21 protein-coding genes and 1 pseudogene are annotated in these 24,490 nt (G+C 64.3%); 19 read left to right on the forward strand and 3 right to left on the reverse strand.

Annotated elements, in window-relative coordinates; all coding sequences use genetic code 11:
- The first annotated feature begins 70 nt into the window (after window positions 1-70).
- The 12 genes from JC607_RS02285 (at window position 71) to JC607_RS02340 (ending at window position 11,564) form a co-directional block, all read left to right on the forward strand.
- On the forward strand, window positions 71-976 hold the full coding sequence (locus JC607_RS02285; protein ID WP_198835324.1) for a MurR/RpiR family transcriptional regulator: 906 nt from the start codon (window positions 71-73) through the stop codon (window positions 974-976).
- Window positions 973-1,623, forward strand: coding sequence for a cysteine hydrolase family protein (locus tag JC607_RS02290; protein ID WP_198835325.1), 651 nt, complete (start codon window positions 973-975; stop codon window positions 1,621-1,623). Before JC607_RS02285 ends, JC607_RS02290 begins: the two co-directional genes overlap by 4 nt.
- The gene (locus JC607_RS02295) at window positions 1,620-2,948 is read left to right on the forward strand and encodes a glutamine synthetase family protein (protein ID WP_198835326.1); all 1,329 of its coding nucleotides are present in this window, start codon (window positions 1,620-1,622) and stop codon (window positions 2,946-2,948) included. The genes JC607_RS02290 and JC607_RS02295 overlap by 4 nt, the downstream gene beginning before the upstream one ends.
- Window positions 2,948-3,748, forward strand: a complete 801-nt coding sequence (locus tag JC607_RS02300; RefSeq protein WP_198835327.1) for an N-formylglutamate amidohydrolase — start codon at window positions 2,948-2,950, stop codon at window positions 3,746-3,748. The genes JC607_RS02295 and JC607_RS02300 overlap by 1 nt, the downstream gene beginning before the upstream one ends.
- Window positions 3,745-5,058: an aspartate aminotransferase family protein gene (locus tag JC607_RS02305; RefSeq protein ID WP_198835328.1), complete on the forward strand. Its 1,314-nt coding sequence runs from the start codon at window positions 3,745-3,747 to the stop codon at window positions 5,056-5,058. Before JC607_RS02300 ends, JC607_RS02305 begins: the two co-directional genes overlap by 4 nt.
- 13 nt (window positions 5,059-5,071) lie before the next feature.
- Window positions 5,072-5,623, forward strand: a complete 552-nt coding sequence (locus JC607_RS02310; protein ID WP_198835329.1) for a pyridoxamine 5'-phosphate oxidase family protein — start codon at window positions 5,072-5,074, stop codon at window positions 5,621-5,623.
- Complete coding sequence (locus JC607_RS02315) at window positions 5,623-6,576, forward strand: 2Fe-2S iron-sulfur cluster-binding protein (protein WP_198835330.1); 954 nt, start codon at window positions 5,623-5,625, stop codon at window positions 6,574-6,576. Before JC607_RS02310 ends, JC607_RS02315 begins: the two co-directional genes overlap by 1 nt.
- A 173-nt stretch (window positions 6,577-6,749) precedes the next feature.
- Window positions 6,750-8,582 (forward strand): ATP-binding cassette domain-containing protein, encoded by a 1,833-nt coding sequence (locus tag JC607_RS02320; protein ID WP_198835331.1) that lies wholly within the window; start codon window positions 6,750-6,752, stop codon window positions 8,580-8,582.
- Window positions 8,583-8,584: 2 nt separating this feature from the next.
- A complete protein-coding gene (locus tag JC607_RS02325) occupies window positions 8,585-9,745 on the forward strand; it encodes an ABC transporter substrate-binding protein (RefSeq protein WP_198835332.1) in 1,161 nt (386 codons plus the stop codon).
- Window positions 9,746-9,748: 3 nt separating this feature from the next.
- On the forward strand, window positions 9,749-10,453 hold the full coding sequence (locus tag JC607_RS02330; RefSeq protein WP_198835333.1) for an ABC transporter ATP-binding protein: 705 nt from the start codon (window positions 9,749-9,751) through the stop codon (window positions 10,451-10,453).
- A 7-nt stretch (window positions 10,454-10,460) separates the two neighbouring features.
- Window positions 10,461-11,342, forward strand: coding sequence for a branched-chain amino acid ABC transporter permease (locus JC607_RS02335; protein WP_198835334.1), 882 nt, complete (start codon window positions 10,461-10,463; stop codon window positions 11,340-11,342).
- An 84-nt stretch (window positions 11,343-11,426) separates the two neighbouring features.
- Window positions 11,427-11,564: a hypothetical protein gene (locus JC607_RS02340; protein ID WP_370584736.1), complete on the forward strand. Its 138-nt coding sequence runs from the start codon at window positions 11,427-11,429 to the stop codon at window positions 11,562-11,564.
- A gap of 20 nt (window positions 11,565-11,584) precedes the next feature.
- On the opposite strand, the pseudogene JC607_RS02345 reads toward JC607_RS02340, so the two are convergent.
- Window positions 11,585-12,469, reverse strand: a pseudogene (locus tag JC607_RS02345) (hypothetical protein); the annotation flags it as partial.
- Window positions 12,470-13,099: 630 nt separating this feature from the next.
- Here JC607_RS02345 and JC607_RS02350 point away from each other — a divergent pair.
- Window positions 13,100-13,939 carry a viral aspartic protease gene (locus tag JC607_RS02350; protein WP_198835336.1) on the forward strand — a complete coding sequence of 280 codons (840 nt, stop codon included), beginning with the start codon at window positions 13,100-13,102 and terminating at the stop codon, window positions 13,937-13,939.
- Window positions 13,926-15,002 carry a hypothetical protein gene (locus JC607_RS02355; protein WP_198835337.1) on the forward strand — a complete coding sequence of 359 codons (1,077 nt, stop codon included), beginning with the start codon at window positions 13,926-13,928 and terminating at the stop codon, window positions 15,000-15,002. Before JC607_RS02350 ends, JC607_RS02355 begins: the two co-directional genes overlap by 14 nt.
- Before the next feature lie 6 nt (window positions 15,003-15,008).
- Here JC607_RS02355 and JC607_RS02360 read toward each other — a convergent pair whose 3' ends face one another.
- Together JC607_RS02360 and JC607_RS02365 are read right to left on the reverse strand one after the other, a co-directional pair.
- Window positions 15,009-15,977: a sensor domain-containing diguanylate cyclase gene (locus tag JC607_RS02360; protein ID WP_198835338.1), complete on the reverse strand. Its 969-nt coding sequence runs from the start codon at window positions 15,975-15,977 to the stop codon at window positions 15,009-15,011.
- A complete protein-coding gene (locus JC607_RS02365) occupies window positions 15,967-16,203 on the reverse strand; it encodes a hypothetical protein (protein WP_198835339.1) in 237 nt (78 codons plus the stop codon). Before JC607_RS02365 ends, JC607_RS02360 begins: the two co-directional genes overlap by 11 nt.
- Before the next feature lie 417 nt (window positions 16,204-16,620).
- Between JC607_RS02365 and JC607_RS02370 the strand changes: the two genes are divergently transcribed.
- Genes JC607_RS02370 through JC607_RS02390 form a run of 5 tightly spaced genes read left to right on the forward strand, consistent with a single transcriptional unit; the run spans window position 16,621 to window position 24,434 of the window.
- Window positions 16,621-17,115 carry a hypothetical protein gene (locus JC607_RS02370; RefSeq protein WP_198835340.1) on the forward strand — a complete coding sequence of 165 codons (495 nt, stop codon included), beginning with the start codon at window positions 16,621-16,623 and terminating at the stop codon, window positions 17,113-17,115.
- Window positions 17,116-17,159: 44 nt separating this feature from the next.
- On the forward strand, window positions 17,160-19,493 hold the full coding sequence (gene bcsA, locus JC607_RS02375) for a UDP-forming cellulose synthase catalytic subunit (protein WP_198835341.1): 2,334 nt from the start codon (window positions 17,160-17,162) through the stop codon (window positions 19,491-19,493).
- Window positions 19,490-21,934, forward strand: coding sequence for a cellulose biosynthesis cyclic di-GMP-binding regulatory protein BcsB (locus JC607_RS02380; RefSeq protein WP_198835342.1), 2,445 nt, complete (start codon window positions 19,490-19,492; stop codon window positions 21,932-21,934). The genes bcsA and JC607_RS02380 overlap by 4 nt, the downstream gene beginning before the upstream one ends.
- Window positions 21,931-23,028, forward strand: coding sequence for a glycosyl hydrolase family 8 (locus tag JC607_RS02385; RefSeq protein ID WP_198835343.1), 1,098 nt, complete (start codon window positions 21,931-21,933; stop codon window positions 23,026-23,028). The genes JC607_RS02380 and JC607_RS02385 overlap by 4 nt, the downstream gene beginning before the upstream one ends.
- Complete coding sequence (locus tag JC607_RS02390) at window positions 23,025-24,434, forward strand: hypothetical protein (protein WP_198835344.1); 1,410 nt, start codon at window positions 23,025-23,027, stop codon at window positions 24,432-24,434. Before JC607_RS02385 ends, JC607_RS02390 begins: the two co-directional genes overlap by 4 nt.
- Window positions 24,435-24,490 lie beyond the last annotated feature (56 nt).

Below are 24,490 nucleotides of genomic sequence, written 5' to 3' on the forward strand. Positions count from 1 at the left end.
AAATTTCTGTAGACAAGCCCGGCGTCACACAGCAGGCTGATCGCGAATTCACTGCGAAAGGGCGCGAGTCATGGCTGTCAGGGACCTGCTTTTGCGCGGTGATCTCGGGCTGACGCCCTCCGAGGAAAAGATCGTCCGCCAGATCCTCGCGGAGTTCCCGGCGGCGGCGCTTGGCACGGTCTCGGGACTGGCGCGCAAAAGCGGGGTCAGCGATCCGACCGTGGTGCGGCTGGTCGCGAAACTGGGCTATGATAGCTTTGCCGCCTTTCAGGCCGCCGTGCTGGCCGAGATCGAGGCGCGACTGCATTCGCCCTTGCAGATGCTGGAATCGCGGCGCGGCCAGAGCGAGCGGGGCGATGCCTTTTCGGACTATATCTCTTCTGCCGCCTTCGCGCTGAGCCGAAGCGGCGAGGGCACCCCGGCGCAGAGTTTCGAGCGCGCCTGCCGCATGCTGGCCGAAACGAAGGGCCGCATCCATGTCATCGGTGGCCGCTTCAGCCGCAATATCGCGCTGATCCTCGCGGGTTACCTCGCGCATCTGCGCCCGGGCGTTGTCGCGCTGCCACCGCTTTCGGCGCAGGAATTTGACCTTCTTGCCGATATTGGCCGCAATGACGTGATCGTTGCCTTTGATTACCGCCGCTATCAGCTCGACGTGATGTCTTTCGTGCGCGATGGCGTGGCGGCCGGCGCGCGACTGATTCTCTTTACCGATCAATGGCTTTCGCCACTGGAGGATAGCGCCGATGTCGCCCTTGTCAGCCAGACCGAGGTGAATTCGCCCTTTGACACCCTGGTGCCGGCGCTCGCCCAGGTCGAGGCCATCGTGACCCGGATGCTCGACATCATGGGCGAAGGCGCCGCCAGCCGGATGGAGCGGATCGAAGAGCTTCGCGACCGCCGCCAGATCACCCTCAACCAGAGTTCCGGCGCGGCCGGAACCGGATCACCCCTGCCCGAGGACCGTTCCCTATGACCGCTGACCGCCTGCCCGCCCGCGATGCCCCGTTTCGCAAAGGCGAGACCGCTCTCCTGATCGTCGATATGCAGCGCATCTGGCTGGAGCCGGGGCTTGACCCGCATCACCCCGAGCGCGGGCCGGATCACCATTTCTACAAAACCACGCGCGAAATCGCGATCCCGAACACCGAGCGCCTGCTGAAAGCCGCGCGGGGCAATGGTGCCGAGGTGCTGCACACCATCATCCAGAGCCTGACCGAGGATGGCCGCGACCGCTCGCTTGACCATAAGCTGACGCCGATTCATGTCCCCCCGAGCCTGCCCGAGGGCCTGCCCCCGGCCAATCTGGCGCCGCTGGGCGATGAGATCATGCTGCCGAAAACCTCGTCCGGGGTCTTTAACTCGACCAATATCGACTATGTGCTGAAAAACCTCGGGATCCGGCAGCTGATCGTCTCCGGCTGCCTGACCGATCAATGTGTCGATATGACGGTGCGCGATGCCGCCGATCGCGGCTATCTGGTGACCTGTGTCGCGGATGCCTGCGCCACCATCACGCCCGAACGGCAACAAAATGCGCTGAACGCCTTTGGCGGCTATTGCTGGCTTACCGATACCGCGACCGTTGTGGCCCGCCTCGAAGAAATGGGGCGGCAAGCATGAACGAACGCCCGAAAGGCCAGTCGCTGGTCGGCCTTGTCACCACCGATTTCTCTTCGATCACCCGGGGCCGTTTCGTCACCGCCGCGCGGCTGGAAAAGACCAGCCAGACCGGCGTGGGCTGGGTGAACGCCAATATCTCGCTCGGCCCGTTCAACGCGATTGTCGGCGAAAGCCCCTGGGGGTCTTCGGGCGATCTGCGGCTGATCCCGGATATGGCAGCGCGCTACACCACGCATCTGACGGGCCGCGCCACGCCATTTGATGTGGTGATGTCGGATATCACCACGCTTGAGGGCGAAGCCTGGTCCTGCTGTTCGCGTACGATGCTGCGCGAGGCAGTGGCGGATTTCACCCGCGAGACCGGGCTGACCGTCACCGGGGCGTTTGAGCATGAGTTTCACCTTGATGCCCCCGATCTGCCGCCGGCGCATTCCTTCGGGCTCAGCGCGCTGCGCCGCACCGAGCCCTTTGCCACCAACCTGGTGCAGGCGCTGGAAGAGGCCGGGATCGAGCCCGAGGTGATCATCGCCGAATATGGCGAGGATCAGTTCGAGTTGGCAAATGGCCCGGCGGACGCGCTGACCGCCGCCGACCGTGCCGTGGCCTTGCGCGAAATCACCCGCGAGATGGCCGAGGCCCTGGGCTGGAAGGCAAGCTTCGCGCCCAAGGTCTCGCCCGATGGGGTCGGCAACGGGGTGCATATCCATTTCAGTTTCACCGCGCCGGATGGTGGTGCGGCGGCCTATGATGCCGACGCGCCGGGGCGGCTCTCAAAGGTTGCGGGCGCGTTTTGCGCCGGTATTCTACGCCATATGCGGGCGCTGACCGCGCTGACCGCGCCTTCGGTGCCGTCTTATTATCGTCTTCAGCCGCATCACTGGTCGGCGGCCTGGACCTGGCTCGGCGACAAAGACCGCGAGGCCAGCCTCAGGATCTGCCCGACCGTGACGATCGGCGGCAAAGACCCGGGCCGCCAGTTCAACGTCGAATACCGCGCCGCCGATGCCTGTGCGAACCCCTATCTTGCCTTTGCCGCGATTATCCGCGCGGGGCTGGAAGGCATCCGCGCCGGCCTGCCGACGCCGCCCTTGTTCACTGGTGACCCGGAGCTGCTGACGCCCCGCGAACGTGAGGCGCTGGGGCTGTACCGCCTGCCGCAGACCCTCCCCGAGGCGCTGGAGGCGCTGGAGGAAGACAAGACCGTCTGCGGCTGGTTCGCGCCGGAATTCCTTGCGACCTATCTGGGGCTCAAGCGCGACGAGGTGGCGAAATTCGCCGCGACCGATCCGAAAGAGATCTGCGAAACCTGGGCGAGGGTGATCTGATGACCGCCGCCCCGGGTTTTCATACCGCCGCTTATGACTGGCCTGTCTCGCAGGACTGGCCAGAGCCGGTCTCGCTGATCAACCCCGAAGGCGCGTCGGATGTGGTCCTGATCTGCGAACATGCCTCGAACCATATGCCGGCGGAATATCAGGGGCTTGGCCTCGAAGAGCCGGATCTGACCCGCCATATCGCCTGGGATATCGGCGCCGAGGATGTGGCGCGCCGCCTCTCGGCCCGGCTCGATGCGCCCTTGTTTGTGGCGCATTACTCGCGGCTGCTGATTGACCTCAACCGACCGCATGCGGCGATGAGCGCGTTCCCGGAGCTTTCGGAAAGCACCGTGATCCCCGGCAATGTTGCACTGGATATGGCCGAACGAACCCGCCGCATCGCCCGGATCTTCACGCCGTTCCATGCCCGTATCGCGGGGGTTCTGAACCAGCGCCAGGCCACCGGCCGTCCCACGCTGCTGATCTCGATCCACAGCTTCACGCCGGTCTATAAAGGCGTGACGCGGCCCTGGCATATCGGCATTCTCTATGGCGAGGCCGCGCGCGCGGGCGAGGCGATGGTCGCACAGCTGGCCGCCGATCCGGCGCTGTGTGTCGGCACCAATGAACCCTATCAGATCGAGACCGACAGCGATTACGCGATCCCGGTCCATGGCGATCAGCGCGGCATTCCGGCGCTGCTGGTAGAGCTGCGCAATGATCTGATTGCGACCTCTGCCGGGGCCGAGGAATGGGCCGACCGCCTCGCCGCCGTTATCCCGGCGCTGGCAGCGGAGGCACGGTCATGACCGGGAGCCTCAACGCACGCGACGCAAGGGTGATTGCCGAAATCGGCAGGCTCCGGTTTTCACCGCTGAGCCTGATCGGCGGGCGTGGCAATCGGCTGATCGAAGAGGGCGGGCGCGAGCTGCTTGATCTCTCCGGCTCGGCCGGGGCGGCGATCCTCGGCTACAGCCATCCGGCGGTGGCGGCGGCAGTGGCAAAGGCTGCGGGAGATATGGCGGGGGCGAGCCTGCTGCTTTACCCCAATGAACCCGCGGTATCGCTGGCGGAAAAGCTGCTGGCGATCACGCCCGGATCCGGAGAGCGCCGCGTCTGGTTCGGCCATTCCGGCTCCGACGCCAATGACTGTGCGCTGCGCGTGCTGACAGCGGCGACCGGGCGCAAGCGGTTCATCTCTTTCGTCGGCTCCTATCACGGCAATCTCACCGGCTCGATGGGGATCTCCGGCCATACCGCGATGACCCATACCCTGCCGCGCCCCGGCGTGCTTTTGCTGCCTTACCCCGACCCCTACCGCCCCGAATTCAGCGCCGACGAGGTGCTGAAGCTGATGGATTTCCAATTCGCCACCACCTGCCCCCCGGACCAGGTCGCCGCCATGTTTCTGGAGCCGATGATGTCCGATGGCGGCATCATCACCCCGCCGCCGGGATTTCTGAAAGCCGTGCAGGACCGCTGCCGCGCGCATGGGATCCGGGTCGTGGTCGATGAGGTCAAGGTTGGCCTTGCCCGCACCGGGCGGATGCATTGCTTTGAACATGAAGGGCTGGAGCCGGATCTGGTGATCTTCGGCAAGGGCCTGGGTGGCGGGCTGCCGCTTTCGGCCGTGATAGGCCCGGCGGAGATCATGGACCACGCGCCTGCTTTTGCCCTGTTGACCACCGCAGGCAATCCGGTGGTGACGGCGGCGGGGAATGCGGTGCTTGACACCATCGCCGCTGACGGTCTGGTGGCGCGGTCTGCCGCGATGGGCGACGAGCTTGCGGGGCGGTTCCGCGCGCTGGCGGAAAAGCATGAGATCATCGGCGATGTGCGGGGCCGCGGCCTTGCGATCGGCATCGACCTTGTGAGCGACCGCGAAACCCGCGCGCCGGTTCCGGCGGCGACCACCGCGAAGATCATCTATCGCGGCTGGCAGCTGGGCGCGGCCTTCACCTATGTCGGTCTCAGCGCCAATGTGCTGGAATTCATGCCGCCTTTGACCCTGACGCCAGGCGAGGCCGAAGAGGGCGCGGCCATCGTCGGTCAGGCCATCAGCGATGTGGCGGCGGGCAAGGTCTCCGACGCCGATATCGCCCGTTACATGATGTGGTGAGAGGACAGCAAAAATGAGCACCGGCTGGACGTCTATCCCCGAAAAATTCCAAGCTTTCATCAAGGAACAGCCGATGTTCTTCGTCGCCACGGCGCCGATGGACGGGCGGGTGAATGTCTCGCCCAAAGGGCATGACACTTTGCGGATCCTGGATGCGAAAACGGTGGCCTATCTCGACCTGACCGGCAGCGGCAACGAGACCGCCGCGCATGTCACCGAAAACGGCCGCATGACGATGATGTTCTGCGCCTTTACCGGCGAGGCGGTGACGCTGCGCCTTTATGGCCAGGCCGAGCTGATCCGCCCCGACCATCCCGAATGGGATACTCTGCTGCCCTTGTTCCCGGTGCTGCCGGGGCGGCGTCAGATCTACCGGCTGAATGTGGCGCAGGTGATGACCTCCTGCGGCTGGACGGTGCCGGATATGAGCGGCGCGACCGAACGCGACGAGCTGCTGAAATGGTCTGCCGCCAAATCGGATGACGAGATCGAGGCCTACCGGCTTGCCAATAATGTGGTCAGCATCGACGGGCTGCCGACCGGCTATGTCTCGGACGATTTCTGATGGCGGGGGATGCGATCAGGATCACGTTTGCCGATGGGGAGCCGGTGGAATTCCTGCCGCTGCCGGGCGATTCTGTGTTGGTGGCGGCCGAAAAAGCCGGTGTGAAACTCGCAAGCAATTGCCGCGCCGGCACCTGCGGCACCTGTCACGCGACCGGTCCGGGCGGGGCCGAGACCGCGCTTTGCGTCACGCCCTGCGCGCCGGGGCAGGAGTTTGCGCTCAGCTATAACCGCGCCGATCTGGTGCCGGCGAGCCTGCGCCGCGCCAAGATCAACAGTTTCTCGCGCATCTCGGCCGGGGTCTGGGAAATCCGATACCGGATGCAGTTCCCGCTGCCGTTCCTGCCCGGCCAATATGTCGATTTCACCTTTCCGGGCATCGATGATCCGCGCCATTTCTCGATGTCGAATCCGGAGGGCCAGGGCGAACAGGTGATCCATGTCCGCGACCTTCCCGGCGGCGCGATGGCCGAATTTCTGGAGACCCGCGCCAGGCCCGAACTTGCCTTCAGCCTGCGCGGCCCTTTCGGGATTTTCTATCTGCGCCGCAACCCGCGCCCCAAGCTGTTTGTGACCGGCGGCACCGGTCTGGCGCCGGTCCTCTCTATGCTGTCCTCGCTGACGGCAGAGACGGCGGCGCCGATGATCCTGATCGCGGGCTTTTCACGAGAGGCCGATGTCTATGGCCGCGCGCAGCTTTCGGATCTCGCCGCCCGGCTGCCTTTGCGGGTGATTTTCGCCTGCAGCCGGGCCGCGCCAGGCTTTGACGGCGTGGCGCAGAATCCGGTTCGTCTGCTGGAGGATCCTGAAATCGCCGGTTTTGCCGCCGGGGCCGAGGCCTATCTCTGCGGTGCCCCCGCCATGGTCACCGCCATCCGCGCGCGGTTGCAGGAGATCGGCACCGATATGCGCGCCGTTTATCATGAAGAGTTCAGCCATGTGGTGCCCGTGTGATGGGCAAAACCTGAGAAATCTGACCCTGGCTCCTGGTCATTCAAGAAATAAGATTGACTTTTTTAACATATGTAACGGTTACTGTAATAAAATAAACAAACGCTTCTTCGCAATCTGACCCACCTATCTGACCCACGTAAAGGCCCAGTTCCCGCCATGACAAAGTGCCTGCCATGAACGCGCGGATCCTTCCAGGTTCGTTCCGCACCGCCGCTTTTGACAGCCTCGCGATGATCGCAGTGCTGGTCGTGATCGCGGTGCTGGTGGCGGCATTCGGCTCGAACGGAATGCAGCGGGTGGTGACCGGCGCCGCGATCACCCTTACGGCGGTGATGGGGTTGCAGGTGTTCTGCGGCAATACCGGGATCGTGTCCTTCGGCCATTCCGCCTTTGTCGGCATCGGTGCCTATGTGACCGGCATTCTGACGCTGCCGCTGGCGGTGCAGAAGACTGCGCTGGGCCAGTTGCCGGCTTTTCTGGCGGGGTGGGAGCTTTCGCTGCACGCAGCGCTCATCGCCGTTATCCTCGTGCTGCTGGTCATGGGGTTCCTGAGCGGGCTGCCCTTGCTGCGGCTGAACGGATCGGGCGCGGCGATCATGACGCTGGCTTTCCTGATCATCATCTATACCTGCCTTGTCGCCACCCGCGACATTACCCGGGGGGCGCAGCCATTCTACGGGGTGCCGCGCAATGTCGGGCTCTGGGGCGCGGTGGCGCTTGGCGCGGCCTCGATCGCGGTTGCGCGGTTCTGGCGCGACAGCCGCCAGGGCCTCAGCGCCCGCGCCTGCGCCGAGGATGAGCGCGGCGCCAATGCCGCCGGCATCGATCAGCGCGGCCCGAGGATCTCTGCCTGGGTGCTGAGCGCGGTGCTCTGCGGCCTTGCGGGCGGCATGAAGGCGCAGTTTATCGGGGCATTTTCGCCGGCGGATTTCTATTTCAGCCTCAGCTTTACCCTGCTTGCCATGCTGATCGTTGGCGGCATGGGGTCGGTTCTCGGCGCGTTTTCCGGCGTCATCCTCACCACGCTGATCATCGAGATCGTGCGCCGGTTCGAGGGCGGGTTCGAGGCCTTTGGCCTGAAGATCCCGGCAATGTTCGGCCTGACCGAAGGCGCGCTGGCCATTGCGATGCTTCTTGTGATCCTGCGCAGACCTTCGGGGCTTTTCGGCGCGCGCGAGCTGTTCCTCGGCCGCCCGCAAGACCCGGCTCTGCCCCCCGCCACCCCCGCCCCCGCCGCCCGCCCGCGTGAGGTGGAGGGCGAGATTGTGGTGAAAGATCTGCACCGCCACTATGCCGGGGTCGCGGCGGTTGATGGCATTGATCTGCGCTTTGATGCGCGCCAGATCACCGGGATCATCGGCCCGAATGGCGCCGGCAAGACCACGCTTCTCAACCTGATTTCGGGCGACGCGATCCCCAGCCAGGGCAGCGTTTCGCCCGGCGTCCCGATCTCGGCGCATAGCGCCTGCGCCTTTGCCCGCGCCGGTATCGCGCGCACCTTCCAGAATCTGCGCATCTTCCCGTCGATGACGCTGCTGGAAAATGTCATGGTCGCGGCCCTGACCGTCGAGCCGACCCTCGCCGCCGCAGAAGCGGCCGCTTTGCGCGAGCTGGACCGTATGGGCCTGCGCGCCGATGCGAGCCGCATTGCCTCGACGCTCGCTTATGGCCCGCGCCGCCGGCTTGAGATCGCCCGGGCCCTGGCGCTGAAGCCGCGCTTTCTGTTGCTGGATGAACCCGCCGCCGGCATGAACGCGGTCGAGACGGCGGAGCTGGTCGCGATCCTGTCGCAGGTCCGGGCCGAGCGCGGCATCGGCATCATCCTGATCGAGCATGATATGCGCCTCGTGATGACGCTTTGCGAACGCATCATCGTCGTCGCAAGGGGCCGGGTCATCGCCGATGGCGTCCCCGCAGATATTCAATCCGACCCGGCGGTGATCGAGGCCTATCTCGGCAGCCGTCGCAAAAGAAAAACACAAGAAATCCAACAACAGGGAGTTTGAAAATGACCGGAAGAAAGACGCTTCTCGGGATTGGCACCGTGGTCGCCATGATTGGTTTCAACACCGCAGCCCAGGCCGAAGAGATCCTGATCGGGGTCGCAACCGCGCAGACCGGCGGCCTCGCGCCCTTTGACCAGCCCTCACTGAAGGGCTTTGAAATGGCGATTGAAGAGCTGAATGCCAAAGGCGGGCTTGGCGGTAAATATACCGCGAAGCTTCTGATCAAGGACACCCGCACCGATATGGCGCAGACCGCGACCGTTGCGCAGGAACTGGTCGATGCCGGCGTGAAAATCATGATCACGCCCTGCGACGCAGATTCGACGATTGCCGCCAGCCAGATCACCGCACCGCTCTCGATCCCGACGCTGACCTTCTGCGGCACCGCACCGATCCTGACCGTGGCCGTGCCGGAACATGCCTATGGAACCTATCCCGCCGACAATCTCGCCGCGACCGCCGTGGCGGATTTCGCGCTGTCGGAAGGCAAGAAGACCGCCTATCTGCTGATCTCGCCGGATGCGGCCTATACCGCCAACCTCCCGGAATATTTCGCGAAAGTCTTCGAGGCCAAGGGCGGTAAGATCGTCGGTCGCGGCAGCTTTACCATGGGCCAGCCGGATTTCTCGGCCGAGGTGACGAATATCCGCGGCCTGGCGGAAAAGCCCGATATGATCATGACCGGCGCCTATGAGCCTGACTTCCCCGCCTTCCTGCAACAGCTGCGCGCGGCGGGTGTCGACACGCCGGTCTATGGCGCAGATGCGCTTGGCACACCGACCATCCGCGATCTGGGCAAGCTGGTGGACGGCGTCGTCTACACCGCTTCGGGCTATGCGGAGCCGGGGTCCAAACTGGCGAGTTTTGACGAGGCCTTCACCAAATATGCCGGTCACGCACCGGAATCGACCTATGAGGTGAATGGCTATGAGATCGGCCTGATCCTGGATGAGGCGGTCCGTGTGGCGGATTCGGATGACAGCGCCGCCATCAGCGCCGCGATCAAGGGCCTTGATCATTTCGAAGGCATCACCGGCGAAATCACCTATGCCGGCACCACGGGCATGCCCGCCCGCGCGCTTGCGCTGATGCGCTACGAGAATGGCGAGGCTAAGCACATCGCCACGCTGACGCCCGACGCCGCTGACGTTCCGGCACCGTAACCCATGCTCAGCGTCAGCTCCCTTTCCGTGGTCTATGGCGAAGTTGAAGCGGTCTCCCGCGTCGATTTCGCGCTGGAAAAAGGCCAGGTCCTGGCCCTTGTCGGTGCGAATGGCGCCGGCAAGAGCTCGACCCTTGGTGCCATTGCGGGTCTCGTGCGGCCGGCGGGCGGCGCCATCCGGCTGGACGGGCGCGATATTGCCGGCCTTCCGGCCGAGCAGATCGCGCGGATGGGGGTGGCGCTGGTCCCTGAGGGGCGGCGTATTTTCCAGAGCCTGACCGTCGCCGAGAACCTGCGGCTCGGCGGCGCGGTCCATCAAAGCGCCGCCGATCTGAAAGAGCGCATGGCCGAGATGCTGGATCTTTTCCCGATCCTGCGGCGCTATTTCCAGAACAAGGGCGGCAATCTTTCGGGTGGCGAGCAGCAGATGCTGGCCATTGCCCGCGCGCTAATGTCACGGCCCCGGCTTTTGCTGCTGGACGAGCCCTCACTCGGGCTGGCGCCGCAGGTGATCGACGCGGTTTTTGACCTGATCGAGCAACTGAAACACAGCGGCCTTACGATCCTGCTGGTCGAGCAGAATGTCTCGCTGGCGCTGGATGTGGCCGAACATGCGGTGGTGCTCGCGAATGGGGCGGTGGCGCTGACCGGGCCTGCCGCAGAGCTGGCCAATTCGGACCTGGTGCGCCAGGCCTATCTGGGGGGATGAGGCAGCTATGATTGCGCAACAGATCATCAACGCGATCTCGCTGGGCGGTGTCTATGCGCTACTGGCCCTCGGCCTTGCCATTGTCTTCTCGATCATCGGTCTGATCAATTTCGCCCATGGCGAGCTGATGACCGCCACCGGCTACGCGCTTCTGGGCAGCCTTCTGATGGGCGTGCCCTTTCCGCTGGCCGTGATCGTGGCGATCTGCTGCGGCGGCCTCGCCGCAATGGCGATGGAACGCGTGGCCTTTCGCCCGATGCGGGGGGCGAGTGTCACCAGTCTGCTCTTGACCAGCTTCGCGGTCTCAAGCCTGCTGAAAGTTCTGTTCCAGAACGGGGTTTCCGCCCGACCGCAAACCATCCTGATGCCCGACTGGATGACCAGCGCCGTGACCATCGGCGACATCACGCTGCGGGTCGGCCCGGCGATCTCCATCGCGATTTCCCTTCTCGCGCTTTTGGGGCTGGAGCTGTTCCTGCGCCGCACCGTGATGGGCACCGCCATGCGCGCCGCCTCGGAGGATTTCGCGGTGGTGCGGCTGATGGGGATCCCGGCCAACCGGGTGATCGCCACCGCCTTCTTCATCTCGGGGATCTTCGCCGCGCTGGCAGCGCTGTTGTGGATCGCGAACCGTGCCTCGGTCGATCCGCTGATGGGCTTCACCCCGGTGCTGAAAGCCTTTATCGCCGCGGTGATCGGCGGCCTCGGGAGCCTGCCGGGCGCTGTGGTCGGGGGCTTCCTTCTCGGCGTGACCGAGGTGCTGTTGCAGGCCGTCTTGCCGCCCGAACTTGCGCCCTACCGGGATGCGATTGTGCTCTCGGCGGTGATCCTTGTCCTTCTGATCCGCCCGCAGGGCCTGATCCCCGCGCGCCGGGTTCAGCGCAGCTGAGCGCAGAAAGGCCTCCCATGCCCAATGCTCCTTTGTCCGTCTCCGCAGAACCCTCGGCCCTCGCCCGGGACCCCTGCGTCTCAGATGCGGCTTTATGACAGCGACCCGGCGGCGCGGACGAAATGCGCCGCCAATCTGCGCAGCTTCGGGCTGGATGTGACCGATTGCGCCACGGCGGAAGAGGCGATCCCCGGCGCGCATGTGATCACGACCTGCACCTGATTGTCCGTCCAGAATTGTCGTTAGCTGTTCGGTCCCGGCCTCTGGTGGATCGGGTTCAGGATCACTCTGTCGGGCTCTGATGTCCATATCTTGCAGATGTATTCGCAAGGCGTGAGGCCGCCGGGTGTCTTGAGCCTTTGCGCCAGGTTGTCGGCTGCCATGAACTCTGCGAGGCGCTTTCGCAGCTGGTCGTGGCTGTCGCAATGGCAGCGCCTGACGGTGGCCTCTTTGATCCTGCCGTTCATCCGTTCGCCCTGGCCGTTCGACCTGACCCTTGGCCCAGGGATGGTCGGGCCAGGTCAGCCTGTGCTCAATCCCGCCTCGCCACGCTCGCCCGGACCGGTGGCGCGACCATGGCCCGATCTCACAGATCATGTCGAGGCGCATCGGGCGGGAGGTGATGGTGTTCCGGTTCCGGGGCTGTTCCGCAAATTGAATACCGTTGTCGGTGAGAATGGTGTGAGCCCGGGTCAAGGTACGGCTTCAGGCATGGCGACCGGAATTCCCAGGCGGTCTTCCGGTCGGCTCTGTCGACGAGCTGGGTTGCGGCGAACTTGCTCGTGCGGTCGATGCCGGTGAACAAATAGAGCCATTCGTCAGGAAAACCTATTCGCAGGGCATTCGATCCCCCGGATCGAATCCTGACCCTGCTTATAACCGGAGCGTTTTCTGATCCTCCTCATAATTCAGCGATCTGCACCCCGGCGATGTCGATGTGGATGTGGATGTGGATCGGGATGGCGAGGGCCGATCGGGTAGCGTTTGAATTTCGACCGCTTCGGCTTGTCCCCTTCGATATCAGGCAGGCGCGAGATGCCATGCCGCCGCAAACACCGATGCAGCGCGGATCGCGTCAGGTGGGGGATGGACGGCTGCAGGGCATAAAGGCACTCGTCCAGTGGCAGCTGCAGGCAGAGCCTCCTGCGGCCGTGCAAGCCCTGCCAAAGGGGCGCAGGCGGCAGTCTCTGCCGCCACCCCGATCCGATGGAGACAATGGCTTCGACCCGGGATCCCGGCATCCGGATCTCCGTGTTCCGCGATCGGAGGATCTCTTCCTCCACCGCTGGCTTTTTGCCAGAGCACGCCCGTATCCACCACCAGCGCTGCACAAATCGTCGGGGGCGCATTCCTGGCGCATGTGCGGCCCCGAAAGCGAATTCCGGTTCCGCTCATTCCCGGAACGTTTTCTGTTCTGCCTCATACCTGTGGCCCGCCTCATTGCTCTGGCGGTTCGCGCTCCTGATCGCCGCGTTCACCAAGATCAGCAAATGCCGGGCTGTGGCGGCCCGATTTTGCGGCGGCGAGGTCAGGGGGGGGGGAGGTACACAAACACGCAGGCCGGGCAGGGGGTTGACCGCCTGGCAATGTCACCCGTCAGCCGCGTTCCGACGCTGGTCTGGGGCGATGCACCTGGAATTACGCCCGGCCGGATCCAGCCTATCTGTTCATATCTTCAGGTTGAGTGAATTTAAAGTTAATGCAATCGCAAAGAGATTTCCGGGTGACGAACCGGACAAACGATATGAGGCAGATCCATGAAATATCCGGCGGTATGGCTCCTTGCTTTGACCATGCTCGCGGGCTGCGGCGGCGGCGGCGGCGGCAAGGATTTGCCACCAGGCAAAGGTGTCGATGTTGCAGCATTTGAAACTTATCAGACACAGCATAACGGGCGGAACCGTGTGCGCTCGCGCATCAGTGTGACCGAGGCCGAGCAGAAGGCTCTCGACGCGTTCGATTCTCCCGCCGGCGGCCCCGCAGGCTATCTCAGCCTGATCGACCTTACTGACAGCCCCTATGCGCAGCATATGACGATAGAGGTGATTGCCGAGGTCGGATCCGGCACCGGGAAAGCGACGCGCCTCTTGCGTCTCACCGCTGACCAGTCGCAATTCGACAATGAACGCAATGGCAGGCTGATCGAGGCCACGGGGAAATATTACTTCCGGGGGCAATCCTATTCCTGGGTCACCATCGATGACGGCGCGCTGCTGTCGGGTCACCACGCTCAGGGGCTGGAGAATCTCGTGCTTGATTTCGATGCTCAGACAGCGTCGATCAGCCTGCGCACCGGCACCGATAACGGGTCAGAAACATGGATCGAGCTGAGGGGCGAAAACCTGCCCTTCAATATCCGCAGCGGGGCCTATGGCGGGGATGTCAGCATCGAGCTGCGTCACCCGGCGCTGGAGGGGACGATTGCGGGTTCCCTGCGCGGCAATGTCGGCGGCACGCCGGGCTATAGCAACAGCCAGCATGGCATGACGACCTCGGGGCTTTATACCGGCAGCGGCACCCTGACCAGTAACCAGGGCAGCCATGATGTTTCGGTGGACGGGGTCTTCTTTGGCCGCGATCCGAATGCCACGCCGTAAATCGCTGCGGGGCCGGATCCGCGCGGCTTTCGTCGGGATCTGCCTTGCGGGTCTCGCAGCGGGGCAGGCGGCAGCCGATTCTTCCGATCTGATGCGCAACGCTTTTCTCAGCGGCTCTGAACGTCTTCGCCTGCGGGCCTTTGGCACCGCATTTGAGGCCGGGCACCTGGGGGCGACGGAAACCCTGTTCATGCGCCGCGAGCTTCTGGCTCAGGGCTATGGGGTCGGGCCGGGGCAGCTGGCTCTGACGGCGCGGCGTCTGAGCTTTGCGCCGGTGCTGGGCTGGGACGGCAATATCAATGGCGGCGTTTTGCAGGACCGGCTGACCATTGGCGGCCTGGTGCTTGAGGCGGACCCGGCGTTTCGCGCGAAGGCCGGGCTGGTCTTAGGTGGCGCGGGCGGGGCGATGGCCCGCTTTGCCTGGGGGCCGGGGCGGGTGATCGAGCTTACTGCCGGCGGGGAACTGGCCTGGTCGCCCCGTCATGAGATCGTCCGCGCAGATGCTGCATTCAGCCTCTGTTCGCGCAACCATGTGCAGGACTGGGTGTTTCTCGACCTCTGCGCGCTTGGCACCCGCAGCTGGCGCGAGCTTGATACCAGCAACGCCCATCGTCTTTCAGCAGAGCTGTCCAAGGTCTTTGCCACAGGCAGGAGCGTCCAGGAGGCCGGGTTGAGATATGAAGCTGTCTCGACCTCCGGCGGAATGCAGGACCGGCTCCGCCTGTCGCTGGAGCGGATCGGACGCGCCGGTGTCAGCGATATCGCGCTGACCCTGGGGGCCAGAGTCGAAGGGACAACCGTCCTGCGCCAGCGCATCGAGGCGGGCTATTCCTGGGCCCGGGCGGGGCGCGACTGGCGGGTTGATCTCTGGCATCAGCGGGCGGAGGGCGGCGCCTTCCTTGGTCAGCCGCGCGCAGATCGCAGCCATGGCTTTGGTGTTTCGGCCTCGCTGCGCCCCGGGGTAATGCTGCGGCTCGGGGTGATGTCCAGCCGCTCTACCGCTGCAATTGCGGATTACGACCAGATCACCTTTGACATCCGCTTCAGCAATCTGCTGCGTTAACCGGCGTTACTCTGCCACGATGCAGCGGTTACGGCCAGTCGTCTTGGCGGCGTAAAGCGCGTGATCCGCGCGCGCCAGCCAGGCGTCACGGCTCTCGCCCGCCCGGTGGTCGGCGATCCCGATGCTGAGCGTCACATTTGCGCCGGCGATCTCTGCCAGCTTGCGGGTGGCGATCTCGTTGCGCAGCCGGTCGGCAAAGGCCAGCGCGCCAGTGGCATCGGCGCCAGGCAGCAGCACGGCAAATTCCTCGCCCCCAAGCCGCCCGAGCGCATCGCTTTTGCGCAGGCTGGACTGGATCGTGGTCGCCACGGTTTTCAGCACGATGTCACCCACCGGATGGCCGAATGTGTCATTGACCAGTTTAAAGCGATCAAGGTCGATCATCAGCAGGGAAACCGGCTCTTCGTGACCGGCCAGGCGGTCCATGCGCTCCATAAAGGCGCGGCGGGTGAGACTGCCGGTCAGACTGTCCTGACGGGCGATCAGCCGCAGCTCGAATTGCGACATCACCACTTTGGCGAAATTCTCCAGCACCGTCTCATCGGCATCGCTGAACTTGCGCAATCCGGTGTCAAAAACACAAATCGCGCCGATATTGTATCCGTCGGGGCTGGTCAGCGGCACACCGAGGTAAGATCGGATACTCGCCTCGCCGGTCACGAAAGGATTGTCGGCAAACCGGCTGTCGGCGGAAGCATCTTCGACCGCCAGCGCGCTGGTGCCGCGAATCGTATGATCGCAAAAGGCATCGCCCCGGCCACATTCCAAAGGCTCCAGCCCGGCGGCGGCTTTCATCCATTGCCGCTCGCTGTCGATCAGATTGATCGCGGCATATTTCGTGTTGAAGATGGATTTAACCAGCGCGACGATATCGGCAAATTCCGTCTCGGGCGCGCTGTCGAGAATCTCATAGCGGCGCAGCGCGGCGAGGCGCCCGGCCTCGTCATCCAGCCTGAACACTGGCTTAATCGTCATTTTTGGTCTCCAGGGCCGCAATGAGATCTGCGCCATAGCTGCGCAAAAGCTCTGCCACAAGCTCGCGGATATCGTTGCTCTCCCGGCCTGCGGCGCGCAAAGAGGCGGCGAGGCCGACAAGATTAGCACAGTGGCGTTCAAGCGCCGGGCGAAGGGCGTCAGGCAGATCTTTCCAATGCGGCAGGCCACGATCCAGCTCTTCGGCCACCATCTCGCTTGCTTCCATGGATAATCTCCTGTCCTGCGCGTTATTGTTGATTAATTTCCTGAATAGCTCAACCCTGCGATGCAATCGACAAAGATTTCTGGTCTTGTCCGCCGGCCAGGTGCCACACCTTCCGGCAAAAGTTAACCAGTGCGTTGCCTTTTCGGTTGAAATCAGATCATCCTGAGGTTGTGGGATCGTGGGGGCGATCCTGAAAACGATAATAATGTCCTGATCCGGCCCGGAAGCATGACGAAGAGAGCAGACTATCCCCGCATCGGCAAAATGATCGCCGGAGCATTCCTCTGCGCCCTGTTGACGGGCTGCGGATATGAAACTGATACCTTCGGTCTGACGCAAAAGCAGATCGAGGATCGTGAGTTATTTCATCCGGTTCCGGCCAGGCAGGCATGGGCCAACCCGCAGGGGATGACCTTTGTGATGCAGCGCGGCTTGCTGGGCGGGTCTGAGCAGCGGATCGGGCTGCCAAACAACGTGGCGGTGCCCGGCGATAACCTTTTGATTCTGCGCACGCGGTTGGGCCATCTGGCGGCGGCGCGCTTCAGGTTTGAGGAATTCGTGACCCGGATCGGCGGTGCGCCTGCGCCGTTCACTTCGGTAAAACCGGGTGCCCTGATGACCGGCGAGGACAGTCTCGGCCTCTATTTCTGGACCGAAGAGGCGGTCGGGCCCAATGTGACCTGCGTTCTCGCGCTCAGGCGGCTGACCCAGGCCGAGCGTGGCCTGCCGCAGGGCGCGGGGGTGATGGATGTGATGCTGCGCAATTGCATCGCCGGGACGGCCGCCGAGGCGCTGGTGCCAGTGCTGGATGCGAGCATTGGCTATGGCGCGGTGGCGGGCAATACCGGCGGCGGCAGCACAAGGATGCTTTCCCCGCTCGCGGCGCCCGGCGCCGATCTGGAATGGAAATGAGACGATGCGCAGGGTGACCCAACAGCACAAGGCCGAGGGCGCCTATGAGCTCTGATCGTATCCGCAATGGCGTCCTGCTTCTCCTTTGGCTGATCGGTATGACGCCGGTTCTGGTGCTGGCCTCGATCCCGGTCTCGAATGCGGCCCAGGCCATGCTGGGGCTTGCCGCGTTGCTGCTGGTGATTTTGCTCAAGCCCTTTGCCGGGAATATCATCTGCCGCGTCGCGATGATGAGCGTCGCCAGCGTCCTGGTCCTGCGCTACTGGATCTGGCGGCTGACTTCGACGCTGCCCGATCCGGGGCTGACGGTCTCTTTCGTGCTGGCCATCGCGCTGCTGCTGGTCGAAACCTATTCCATCCTTGTCTTCTTCCTGAACGCCTTTATCACCGCCGATCCGGTCGAGCGCGCCCTGCCGCCGCGCGTCGAGCCCGAGAACCTGCCCAGCGTCGATATCCTCGTGCCGTCTTACAATGAGCCGACCGAGATGCTGGCGGTGACCCTGTCGGCGGCGCGCAACATGATCTACCCGGCGCGGCTGCGCACAGTGGTGCTGTGCGATGACGGCGGCACCGATCAGCGCTGCAATTCACCTGACCCCGAGCTGGCCGCGAAATCAAAGGCGCGGCGCGCCGAATTGCAGGCGCTCTGCGCCGAACTCGGCGTGGTTTATTCGACCCGGGCGAAAAACGAACATGCGAAAGCCGGCAATATGAGCGCGGCGCTGGCAAAGCTGAATGGCGATCTGGTGGTGGTGTTTGACGCCGACCATGTGCCGTCGCGCGATTTTCTCGCCCGCACGGTTGGCTATTTCGTCGAGGATCCAAAGCTCTTCCTCGTCCAGACCCCGCATTTTTTCATCAATAAAGACCCGATCGAGCGCAATCTTGATCTGAAATGCCCGCCCGAGAATGAGATGTTCTATGGTCGCATCCATCCCGGGCTTGATCGCTGGGGCGGCGCGTTCTTTTGCGGCTCGGCCGCCGTTCTGCGGCGCAAGGCGCTGGATTCGGTGGGCGGCTTTGCCGGTGAGACCATCACCGAGGATGCCGAAACCGCACTGGAGATCCATTCCAAAGGCTGGCGCAGCCTTTATCTGGACCGCGCGATGATCGCCGGGCTGCAGCCCGAGACTTTTGCGTCTTTCATCCAGCAACGTGGTCGCTGGGCCTCGGGCATGATGCAGATGTTCATGCTGAAAAACCCGATCTTCCGCCCGGGGCTGCGGCCGTTCCAGCGGCTGTGCTACCTGAATTCGATGGCCTTCTGGCTGTTCCCGCTGGTCAGGATGACCTATCTTCTGGCGCCGCTCGCCTATCTGTTTTTCGGCGTCGAGATCTTCGTCACCACCTTCCGCGAGGCCATGGCCTATACGCTGAGCTATATGGCGGTGAGCCTTCTGGTGCAGAATGCCATCTTCTCGCGCTACCGATGGCCGCTGATTTCCGAGGTCTATGAGGTCGCCCAGGCCCCCTATCTCGCCAGGGCAATCATCAGCACCATCCTCAGGCCGCGCGGCGCGAAATTCAACGTGACCGCCAAGGATGAGACCCTCGTCGAGGATTACATCTCGCCCATCGCGGCGCCGCTCGTGGGATTGTTCTTTCTGATGCTGGCGGGGCTTGTCGCGCTTGTCATTCGCTGGATCGCCTTTCCGGGGGATCATTCGGTGCTTTCCGTGGTCGGCGTCTGGGCGGTGATCAACTTCCTGCTGGTTGGCCTCTCGCTGCGCGCCGTGTCCGAGAAACAGCAGCGCCGCAGCTCGCCGCGTGTCGAGATCCGCGAAGAAGGCACGGTCCGCTGGGAAGGCTCGGGCGAGAAAGCGCTGCCGGCCGAGGTGTTTGACGTCTCGACCAGCGGGTTGAAGATGCGGCTGACCGGCCTGCCGCAGGGCGCCGGCAGCCGTATGGTGGTCAAGGGCGACGAGGTCGTGTTCCGCCCGCGCTTCCCCCATGCGCCGCATCTGGAACGCGAGGTCCGGGCCGTGGTCCGCGCGGTGTTCAACGAGGCCGGACACGGCATTGCCGTCGGGGTGCAATTCCTGCCCGATCAGCCAATGATCGTGCGCGAGGCGGTGGCGCAGCTATTGTTCGGCTCGTCGGAAAACTGGCTGGCGATCCGTCAGAACAGCCGCCGGGGCAAAGGCCTGCTGATGGGGCTGGGCTATGTGTTCTGGCTCTCGCTCAGCTCTTTGCCGAAGACGCTGGGCGATTTCCTGCGCGAACCAGGCCGCCGTCGCCGCGCGGCCCTCTTTGCCAAGCAGAGCCCGAAACCCGCGCATCTGGTCACTTTCGGCGCCGATTTCGATGCCGAGGAATACCGGCTGGACCAGACAAAGCTCGCTCCCGAGGCCTTTATCGGTGTGGAGAAAGCGCAATGACCGCGCCGCTGATCACAGACGCCGTCGGAAGAGGGAGGCTGATCCTGGCCTCGCTGGCCCTCGCCGTCTTTGCGGCGGTTGGCCCGGTAAGGGCCGAGGCCCCGCAGATCGCGTTGCCTTCCCCCCTAGCGGAAAGCCCCGCCGAAGCCCGGGCCGAAACCCCCGCTGAAACCCTGCCCGTAAATCAGACGGAAGCGCCGGATGACGGGATCATCCGCCTGCCAGCGCCGGTGCAAACCGAAGCAGAGGCGGAGGTTCCGGAAGACGCGCCCGGCGAAGAGGCCGCGATCGCCCAGATACCGGTTGACCGTGACCGCAGCGCGGGCAGCGCCACTGCCAGCACGGGCTGGCTGATCCGACCCCGGCCTGCGACCCTCCTGCCCGATGGGGTGCAGGTGGGGGCGAGCCTCACGGCGCCCGGCATCATCCGGCTGACCGGCGAAACCGCCGGGGTGGATCTGCGCCTCGACCTGCCTGCCGCGACTGTTCTGCCCGAAACACTGCAGTTTACCCTGCATTCCAGCGTCAATGTCCTGCCTGATCAGGCCATGATGCAGATCGTGGTGAATGATGCAGATCCGGTTGGGATCAGGCTTGATCAGCTGGGGGATTTCACCGGGGTCACGGTCGAGACTGCGGCGCTGATCCATGGCAGCAACCGCATCAGACTGTCTTTGCAGCAGCCGCACCGGATTTTCTGCGGCCCAGAGGCCACCTTCGGCGTCTGGACCGAGATCGACCTGACCAATAGCGGTGTCTTGATTGATGACAGCGCATTGCCTGCGGATGCGGCGGGCTTCGCGCTGGCCGCGCAAAGCGAGACCGCCGGCGGGCGCAACCTTCTCTTGCTGGCCGATGAGGCAACGGACCCCGCGCTGATCCGAAGCCTGTCTGAACAGCTGGAACGGGCGCTCGGGCCGGGGGGAGGCGTCGCTCAGGCCTCTTTCTACAGCCTGGAGCCACGGGAAATCGCCTCAGTTGCTCTGATCCCCTCGGATCGGCCGAATGCGCTGGTGCGGCGCGGCGCCGGGCGCGGGCTGGTGCTTCAGGTGGAGTATCAGGACGGCACCCTGCCCGATCTGACCCCCTTCCTGGCCGCCTTCCCGCCGGCACTGCCCGAAAGCGCGCCCGCGATCCGGCCTGGGGAAAAGACCCTGCTTTCCGATCTGGGAATCGCAGATGTGGTTGGCAATACCCATTATTTCCGCCGCGATCTTCCGTTTTCGCTGCCCGCAGACTGGTTGCTGATGGCCAATCAAAAGGCCCGCCTCGACCTGCATTACGGCTTTGCCCGCAATCTGCCGCAGGGCGCGATCCTGCTTGTGAAGGTCAATGATGAGACCATCCGGCTTTTGCCGCTTGACCAGAATGGCGGCGAAGTACTGCCGGTGCTGCCGGTAAGCTTCAACGCCAATCTGCTGCATCCGGGCCGCAACACGCTGTCCTTTGAAATGATGGTGCCCGGCAATCCCCCGGACGGCGCCTGCCCGGTCCGCCGCGCGGATCTTCTGGCGGTGTTAAACGACAGCAGTCTGACCATCCCGCCATCTCCTTCTATGGTGCTGCCGGGGCTTGCCGCCGTATTGTTGCGGCTGGACCCGTCGGGCGTGATCGCGCCCGAAGGCGCCATCGAGTATAAAAAGCTCGCGCAGGATGCGATGCGGATCGCAGCCGAACTGGCCCCTGCGACGGAAATGTCGGGCACGGTCAGGCTGCAGGTCGTCGGGTTGAGTGATTTCGGCCTGGTGCCATTCGAGAAAACCGATCTCAGCCTGAACACCGTGCAGCGTGTGCTTTTTCCGCTGAACGATCCGCCGCAGGTCGCCGCAGAACCGGCCCCTGGCGGCACGCCCGCAACCAGCAGTCGCGCGACCAGTACCCCTGCCTTCACCCTGGTTGAAGACGCGGATCCCGAGGCGCCCGGGCAGCCGGAGGATCCCGCCGCAGCCGGGAGCTTTGTCCGGGACCTCTGGCAGAGCTTTTCGCCCTCTGCTCTGATTGCGCACGAATACAGGCTTTTGCGTGAAAGCTCCTTCGTCGGCACCTCGCAGAGCCTGCCGGACTGGCTGGAGGGCCGCCGGGGCCAGGCCCTGCTGCTGCGCCCCGACTACACTGAACGCGGCGAGCTCTGGCTGATGCTGGGGCCGGGTGTGGCCCCAGAGGCGATCGGTGAGGCGCTGAACCGTCTGCGTGTGGCGTCGATGGCCCAGGGAGAGGCCGCTTTGCTCCAGGCGGATGGCAGCTGGCAGGTCTGGACCCCGATCCGCCCGCCGCGCATGCTGACGGTGCCGGATGCAGGCGGGATGCGGACGGCTCTGGGCAATTACGCCTCCTGGTCGCCGCTTTTGTTTACACTTGCGATGCTGGGGCTGACACTGCTCTCGGCGATTCCGGCCCTGCTTTATGTGTTGTTGAGCCGACGGGGGCGCGAGGACCGATGAAGCGCAGATCCTTTCTGGGTGCAGGCTTGGGGACGGGACTTGGGGCAGCGCTTTCGATGCCGCTTTTACCGCATACCGCCATGGCCAGTGTCAGCGCCTTTGCACCGGATCATCCGTTGCAGGAAAGCTGGCGGGCCTGGAAAGCCCTCTGCCTCGCGCCGGATGGTCGGGTCGTGGACGGTTTTCAGGGCGATGCCAGTCATTCCGAAGGTCAGGGCTATGGGCTGACCCTGGCCGCCCTGTTCGGCGATGATGCGGCGGTGACGCAGATCATCCGCTGGACCGAAACCAATCTCGCCATCCGCGAGGATGAGCTGCTGGCCTGGCGCTGGCGGCCCGATGCCACCCCGCATGTCACGGATCGCAACAATGCAAGTGACGGCGATCTCTTCTACGCCTGGGGACTAAGCCTTGCGGCAGTGCTGAGCGACAGCAAAGCCCGGCTTGCGCGCGCGGTGGCCATTGCCGGCGATCTGGCGCGGCGCTGCATCGCCCCCTGTCCGGACGGGTCCGGCAGGCTGATCCTTCTGCCCGGCACAAGTGGTTTCCGGCGCGATGAAGGGATTGTCGTCAACCCTTCCTATTACATGGCGCGGGCGCTGCGTGATCTCGCGGCCCTTGCCTCGCTTCCCGATCTTGCCCGGCTGGCCACAGATGGAGACACGCTGATCGCGGCGCTGGCCGCGCGCGGCCCGGTGCCGGATTGGGTCATGGTAACGGCTCAGGGCGTGGCCCCGGCTCCGCAACCCTTTTCCGGGGTTTCGGGCTACGAGGCGGTGCGGGTTCCGCTTTTCGCACTCTGGTCGGATCAGCCGCAAAGCCCGGCGGTGCGCGCCTATGCGTCGCGGATGGCGGCGGCGGGGGATGTTGGCGGCGTTGCCACGGTTTTCGATACCGCCGGCCCTGGCGTTTTTGAACGCAGCGCCCATCCCGGCTATGCAGCCCTTGGTGCGCTGGCCGATTGCGTGACCAGCAATGCGGTCGGCTCGGTGATGCCGGGCTTTACCGACGATCAGCCCTATTATCCGGCCACGCTGCATCTGATGGCGCTGGTCGTCCAGGCCTCCAGCTTTCAAAGATGTGTGCCGATATGATGCGTTCCCTTCTGCTTTGCGCCCTTTTGCTGACGGCAGCCGGCCCGGCTGCGGCCCAGGAGGTTTCTGCGCCCGCCCCTGATGAGCTGCTGGCGCTCAGCTTCTATGTGCAGCAAAAGGATCAGGCTTCGGTAGAGGCCGAACTGCGCCGGTTGCAGTTGAAATACCCGGCCTGGAAACCGCCTGCGGATATGAGCAGGCTGACGGTGACCGGCCCCTCGACCGAGATTGATGACATTTTTCGCCTGATCGCGGCAGGGCAGATCGACCAGGCCCGCGCGCTGATTGCCGCGACACGCGCGGAATTTCCGTCCTGGGAGCCGCCTTCCGCGATGACCGATCTGCTGGCGATTGCGGATGGCCAGATGCGGTTTGACGCGGCGCTGACGGCGGGAAATCTCAGCCAGGCGGTCTCGGTGGCCTCGTCGGTGCCGGGGCTGTTGCGCTGTGACCGGATCAACAACGCCTGGCGTATCGCCGAGGCCCAGGCGGCGGCAGGGTGGGCAGCGGATGCGCTTGGCACCTATCGCGCGGTGGCGGGAACCTGTGTCGTGGCGGCGGATCTGATCGCAACGCTGGAAAAGGCCAATGCGGTTGCAAGCGAGGCCGAGATCCTCGCCCTTTTGTCGCAGGTGGGCCAGCGCCTGCCCGCCATGGATCCGGAATTGCAGGCGCTGCGCAGCCGTTTGCTTGCCGGGCGTGGCCATGACGTGACCGCGCCTGCGGCTGTGGTGACCGCGCCCGGGGCGCCGCCGAAGGCCGGGAAGACGCCGAAAGCAACACCGGCCCCGGCATCTTCTGACGAAACGGTACCCGCGCGACCGGCGGCCAAAGCGCCGGCTGCTCAGGGCGGGGCCGGCAGCAGCGGCTTTCAGGCCGCCGTGGCGGCAGGGGACTGGCCGCGCTGTCTTGCGCTCTCCTCCGGCTCGCGCGTGGCTTCGGTGATCTATCAGCGCGGCTGGTGCGCCTATAATCTCGACCAGCCGATGGAGGCGGTGCAGAGCTTCAAAGCCGCACTGAAGGCCGGGCTGAAAGCGGATCAGCGCCGGGATGCCGCCTATGGCCTGGCGCTGGCCCATCTGAAAATGCAAATGCCCGAGGAAGCCTCGCGCATCGCGGCCTCGACCGATTTCACCCGGAAACAACGGCTTGATATCGAGCGCCAGATCCTCGATCAGCGGGGTGTGAATGCCTATAAAAACAAGCGTTACAAACAGGCGATTGCCTATTTTGACGCGCTTGAACAGCTGGGCGGCGGTCTGCGCCGCGACCTTGCCATCCTGCGGGCCTATGCCTGGCTGAACCTCGGGGACCGCGCCGAGGCGCGGCGGCAGTTCCAGAAACTCAATGGTGAGCTGTCGACCGACGAAACCCGCCGCGGCCTGCGTGCGACCAGTGGCGGTTAGGCGGGCGATCCGGGGATTCGGGTAGCAAAGGCCACGCAAAGCCCGTCTCTTCGACG

The organism is Paracoccus sp. IB05, from assembly GCF_016405985.1.
In the GTDB taxonomy this organism is placed as follows: Bacteria; Pseudomonadota; Alphaproteobacteria; order Rhodobacterales; family Rhodobacteraceae; genus Pseudogemmobacter.

Bases quoted from the DNA above. Each gene is read 5' to 3' on its own strand.
- JC607_RS02285 (WP_198835324.1), top strand. From the start codon at position 71: ATGGCTGTCAGGGACCTGCTTTTGCGCGGTGATCTCGGGCTGACGCCC.
- JC607_RS02290 (WP_198835325.1), top strand. From the start codon at position 973: ATGACCGCTGACCGCCTGCCCGCCCGCGATGCCCCGTTTCGCAAAGGC.
- JC607_RS02295 (WP_198835326.1), top strand. From the start codon at position 1,620: ATGAACGAACGCCCGAAAGGCCAGTCGCTGGTCGGCCTTGTCACCACC.
- JC607_RS02300 (WP_198835327.1), top strand. From the start codon at position 2,948: ATGACCGCCGCCCCGGGTTTTCATACCGCCGCTTATGACTGGCCTGTC.
- JC607_RS02305 (WP_198835328.1), top strand. From the start codon at position 3,745: ATGACCGGGAGCCTCAACGCACGCGACGCAAGGGTGATTGCCGAAATC.
- JC607_RS02310 (WP_198835329.1), top strand. From the start codon at position 5,072: ATGAGCACCGGCTGGACGTCTATCCCCGAAAAATTCCAAGCTTTCATC.
- JC607_RS02315 (WP_198835330.1), top strand. From the start codon at position 5,623: ATGGCGGGGGATGCGATCAGGATCACGTTTGCCGATGGGGAGCCGGTG.
- JC607_RS02320 (WP_198835331.1), top strand. From the start codon at position 6,750: ATGAACGCGCGGATCCTTCCAGGTTCGTTCCGCACCGCCGCTTTTGAC.
- JC607_RS02325 (WP_198835332.1), top strand. From the start codon at position 8,585: ATGACCGGAAGAAAGACGCTTCTCGGGATTGGCACCGTGGTCGCCATG.
- JC607_RS02330 (WP_198835333.1), top strand. From the start codon at position 9,749: ATGCTCAGCGTCAGCTCCCTTTCCGTGGTCTATGGCGAAGTTGAAGCG.
- JC607_RS02335 (WP_198835334.1), top strand. From the start codon at position 10,461: ATGATTGCGCAACAGATCATCAACGCGATCTCGCTGGGCGGTGTCTAT.
- JC607_RS02340 (WP_370584736.1), top strand. From the start codon at position 11,427: ATGCGGCTTTATGACAGCGACCCGGCGGCGCGGACGAAATGCGCCGCC.
- JC607_RS02350 (WP_198835336.1), top strand. From the start codon at position 13,100: ATGAAATATCCGGCGGTATGGCTCCTTGCTTTGACCATGCTCGCGGGC.
- JC607_RS02355 (WP_198835337.1), top strand. From the start codon at position 13,926: ATGCCACGCCGTAAATCGCTGCGGGGCCGGATCCGCGCGGCTTTCGTC.
- JC607_RS02360 (WP_198835338.1), bottom strand. From the start codon at position 15,977: ATGACGATTAAGCCAGTGTTCAGGCTGGATGACGAGGCCGGGCGCCTC.
- JC607_RS02365 (WP_198835339.1), bottom strand. From the start codon at position 16,203: ATGGAAGCAAGCGAGATGGTGGCCGAAGAGCTGGATCGTGGCCTGCCG.
- bcsA (WP_198835341.1), top strand. From the start codon at position 17,160: ATGAGCTCTGATCGTATCCGCAATGGCGTCCTGCTTCTCCTTTGGCTG.
- JC607_RS02380 (WP_198835342.1), top strand. From the start codon at position 19,490: ATGACCGCGCCGCTGATCACAGACGCCGTCGGAAGAGGGAGGCTGATC.
- JC607_RS02385 (WP_198835343.1), top strand. From the start codon at position 21,931: ATGAAGCGCAGATCCTTTCTGGGTGCAGGCTTGGGGACGGGACTTGGG.
- JC607_RS02390 (WP_198835344.1), top strand. From the start codon at position 23,025: ATGATGCGTTCCCTTCTGCTTTGCGCCCTTTTGCTGACGGCAGCCGGC.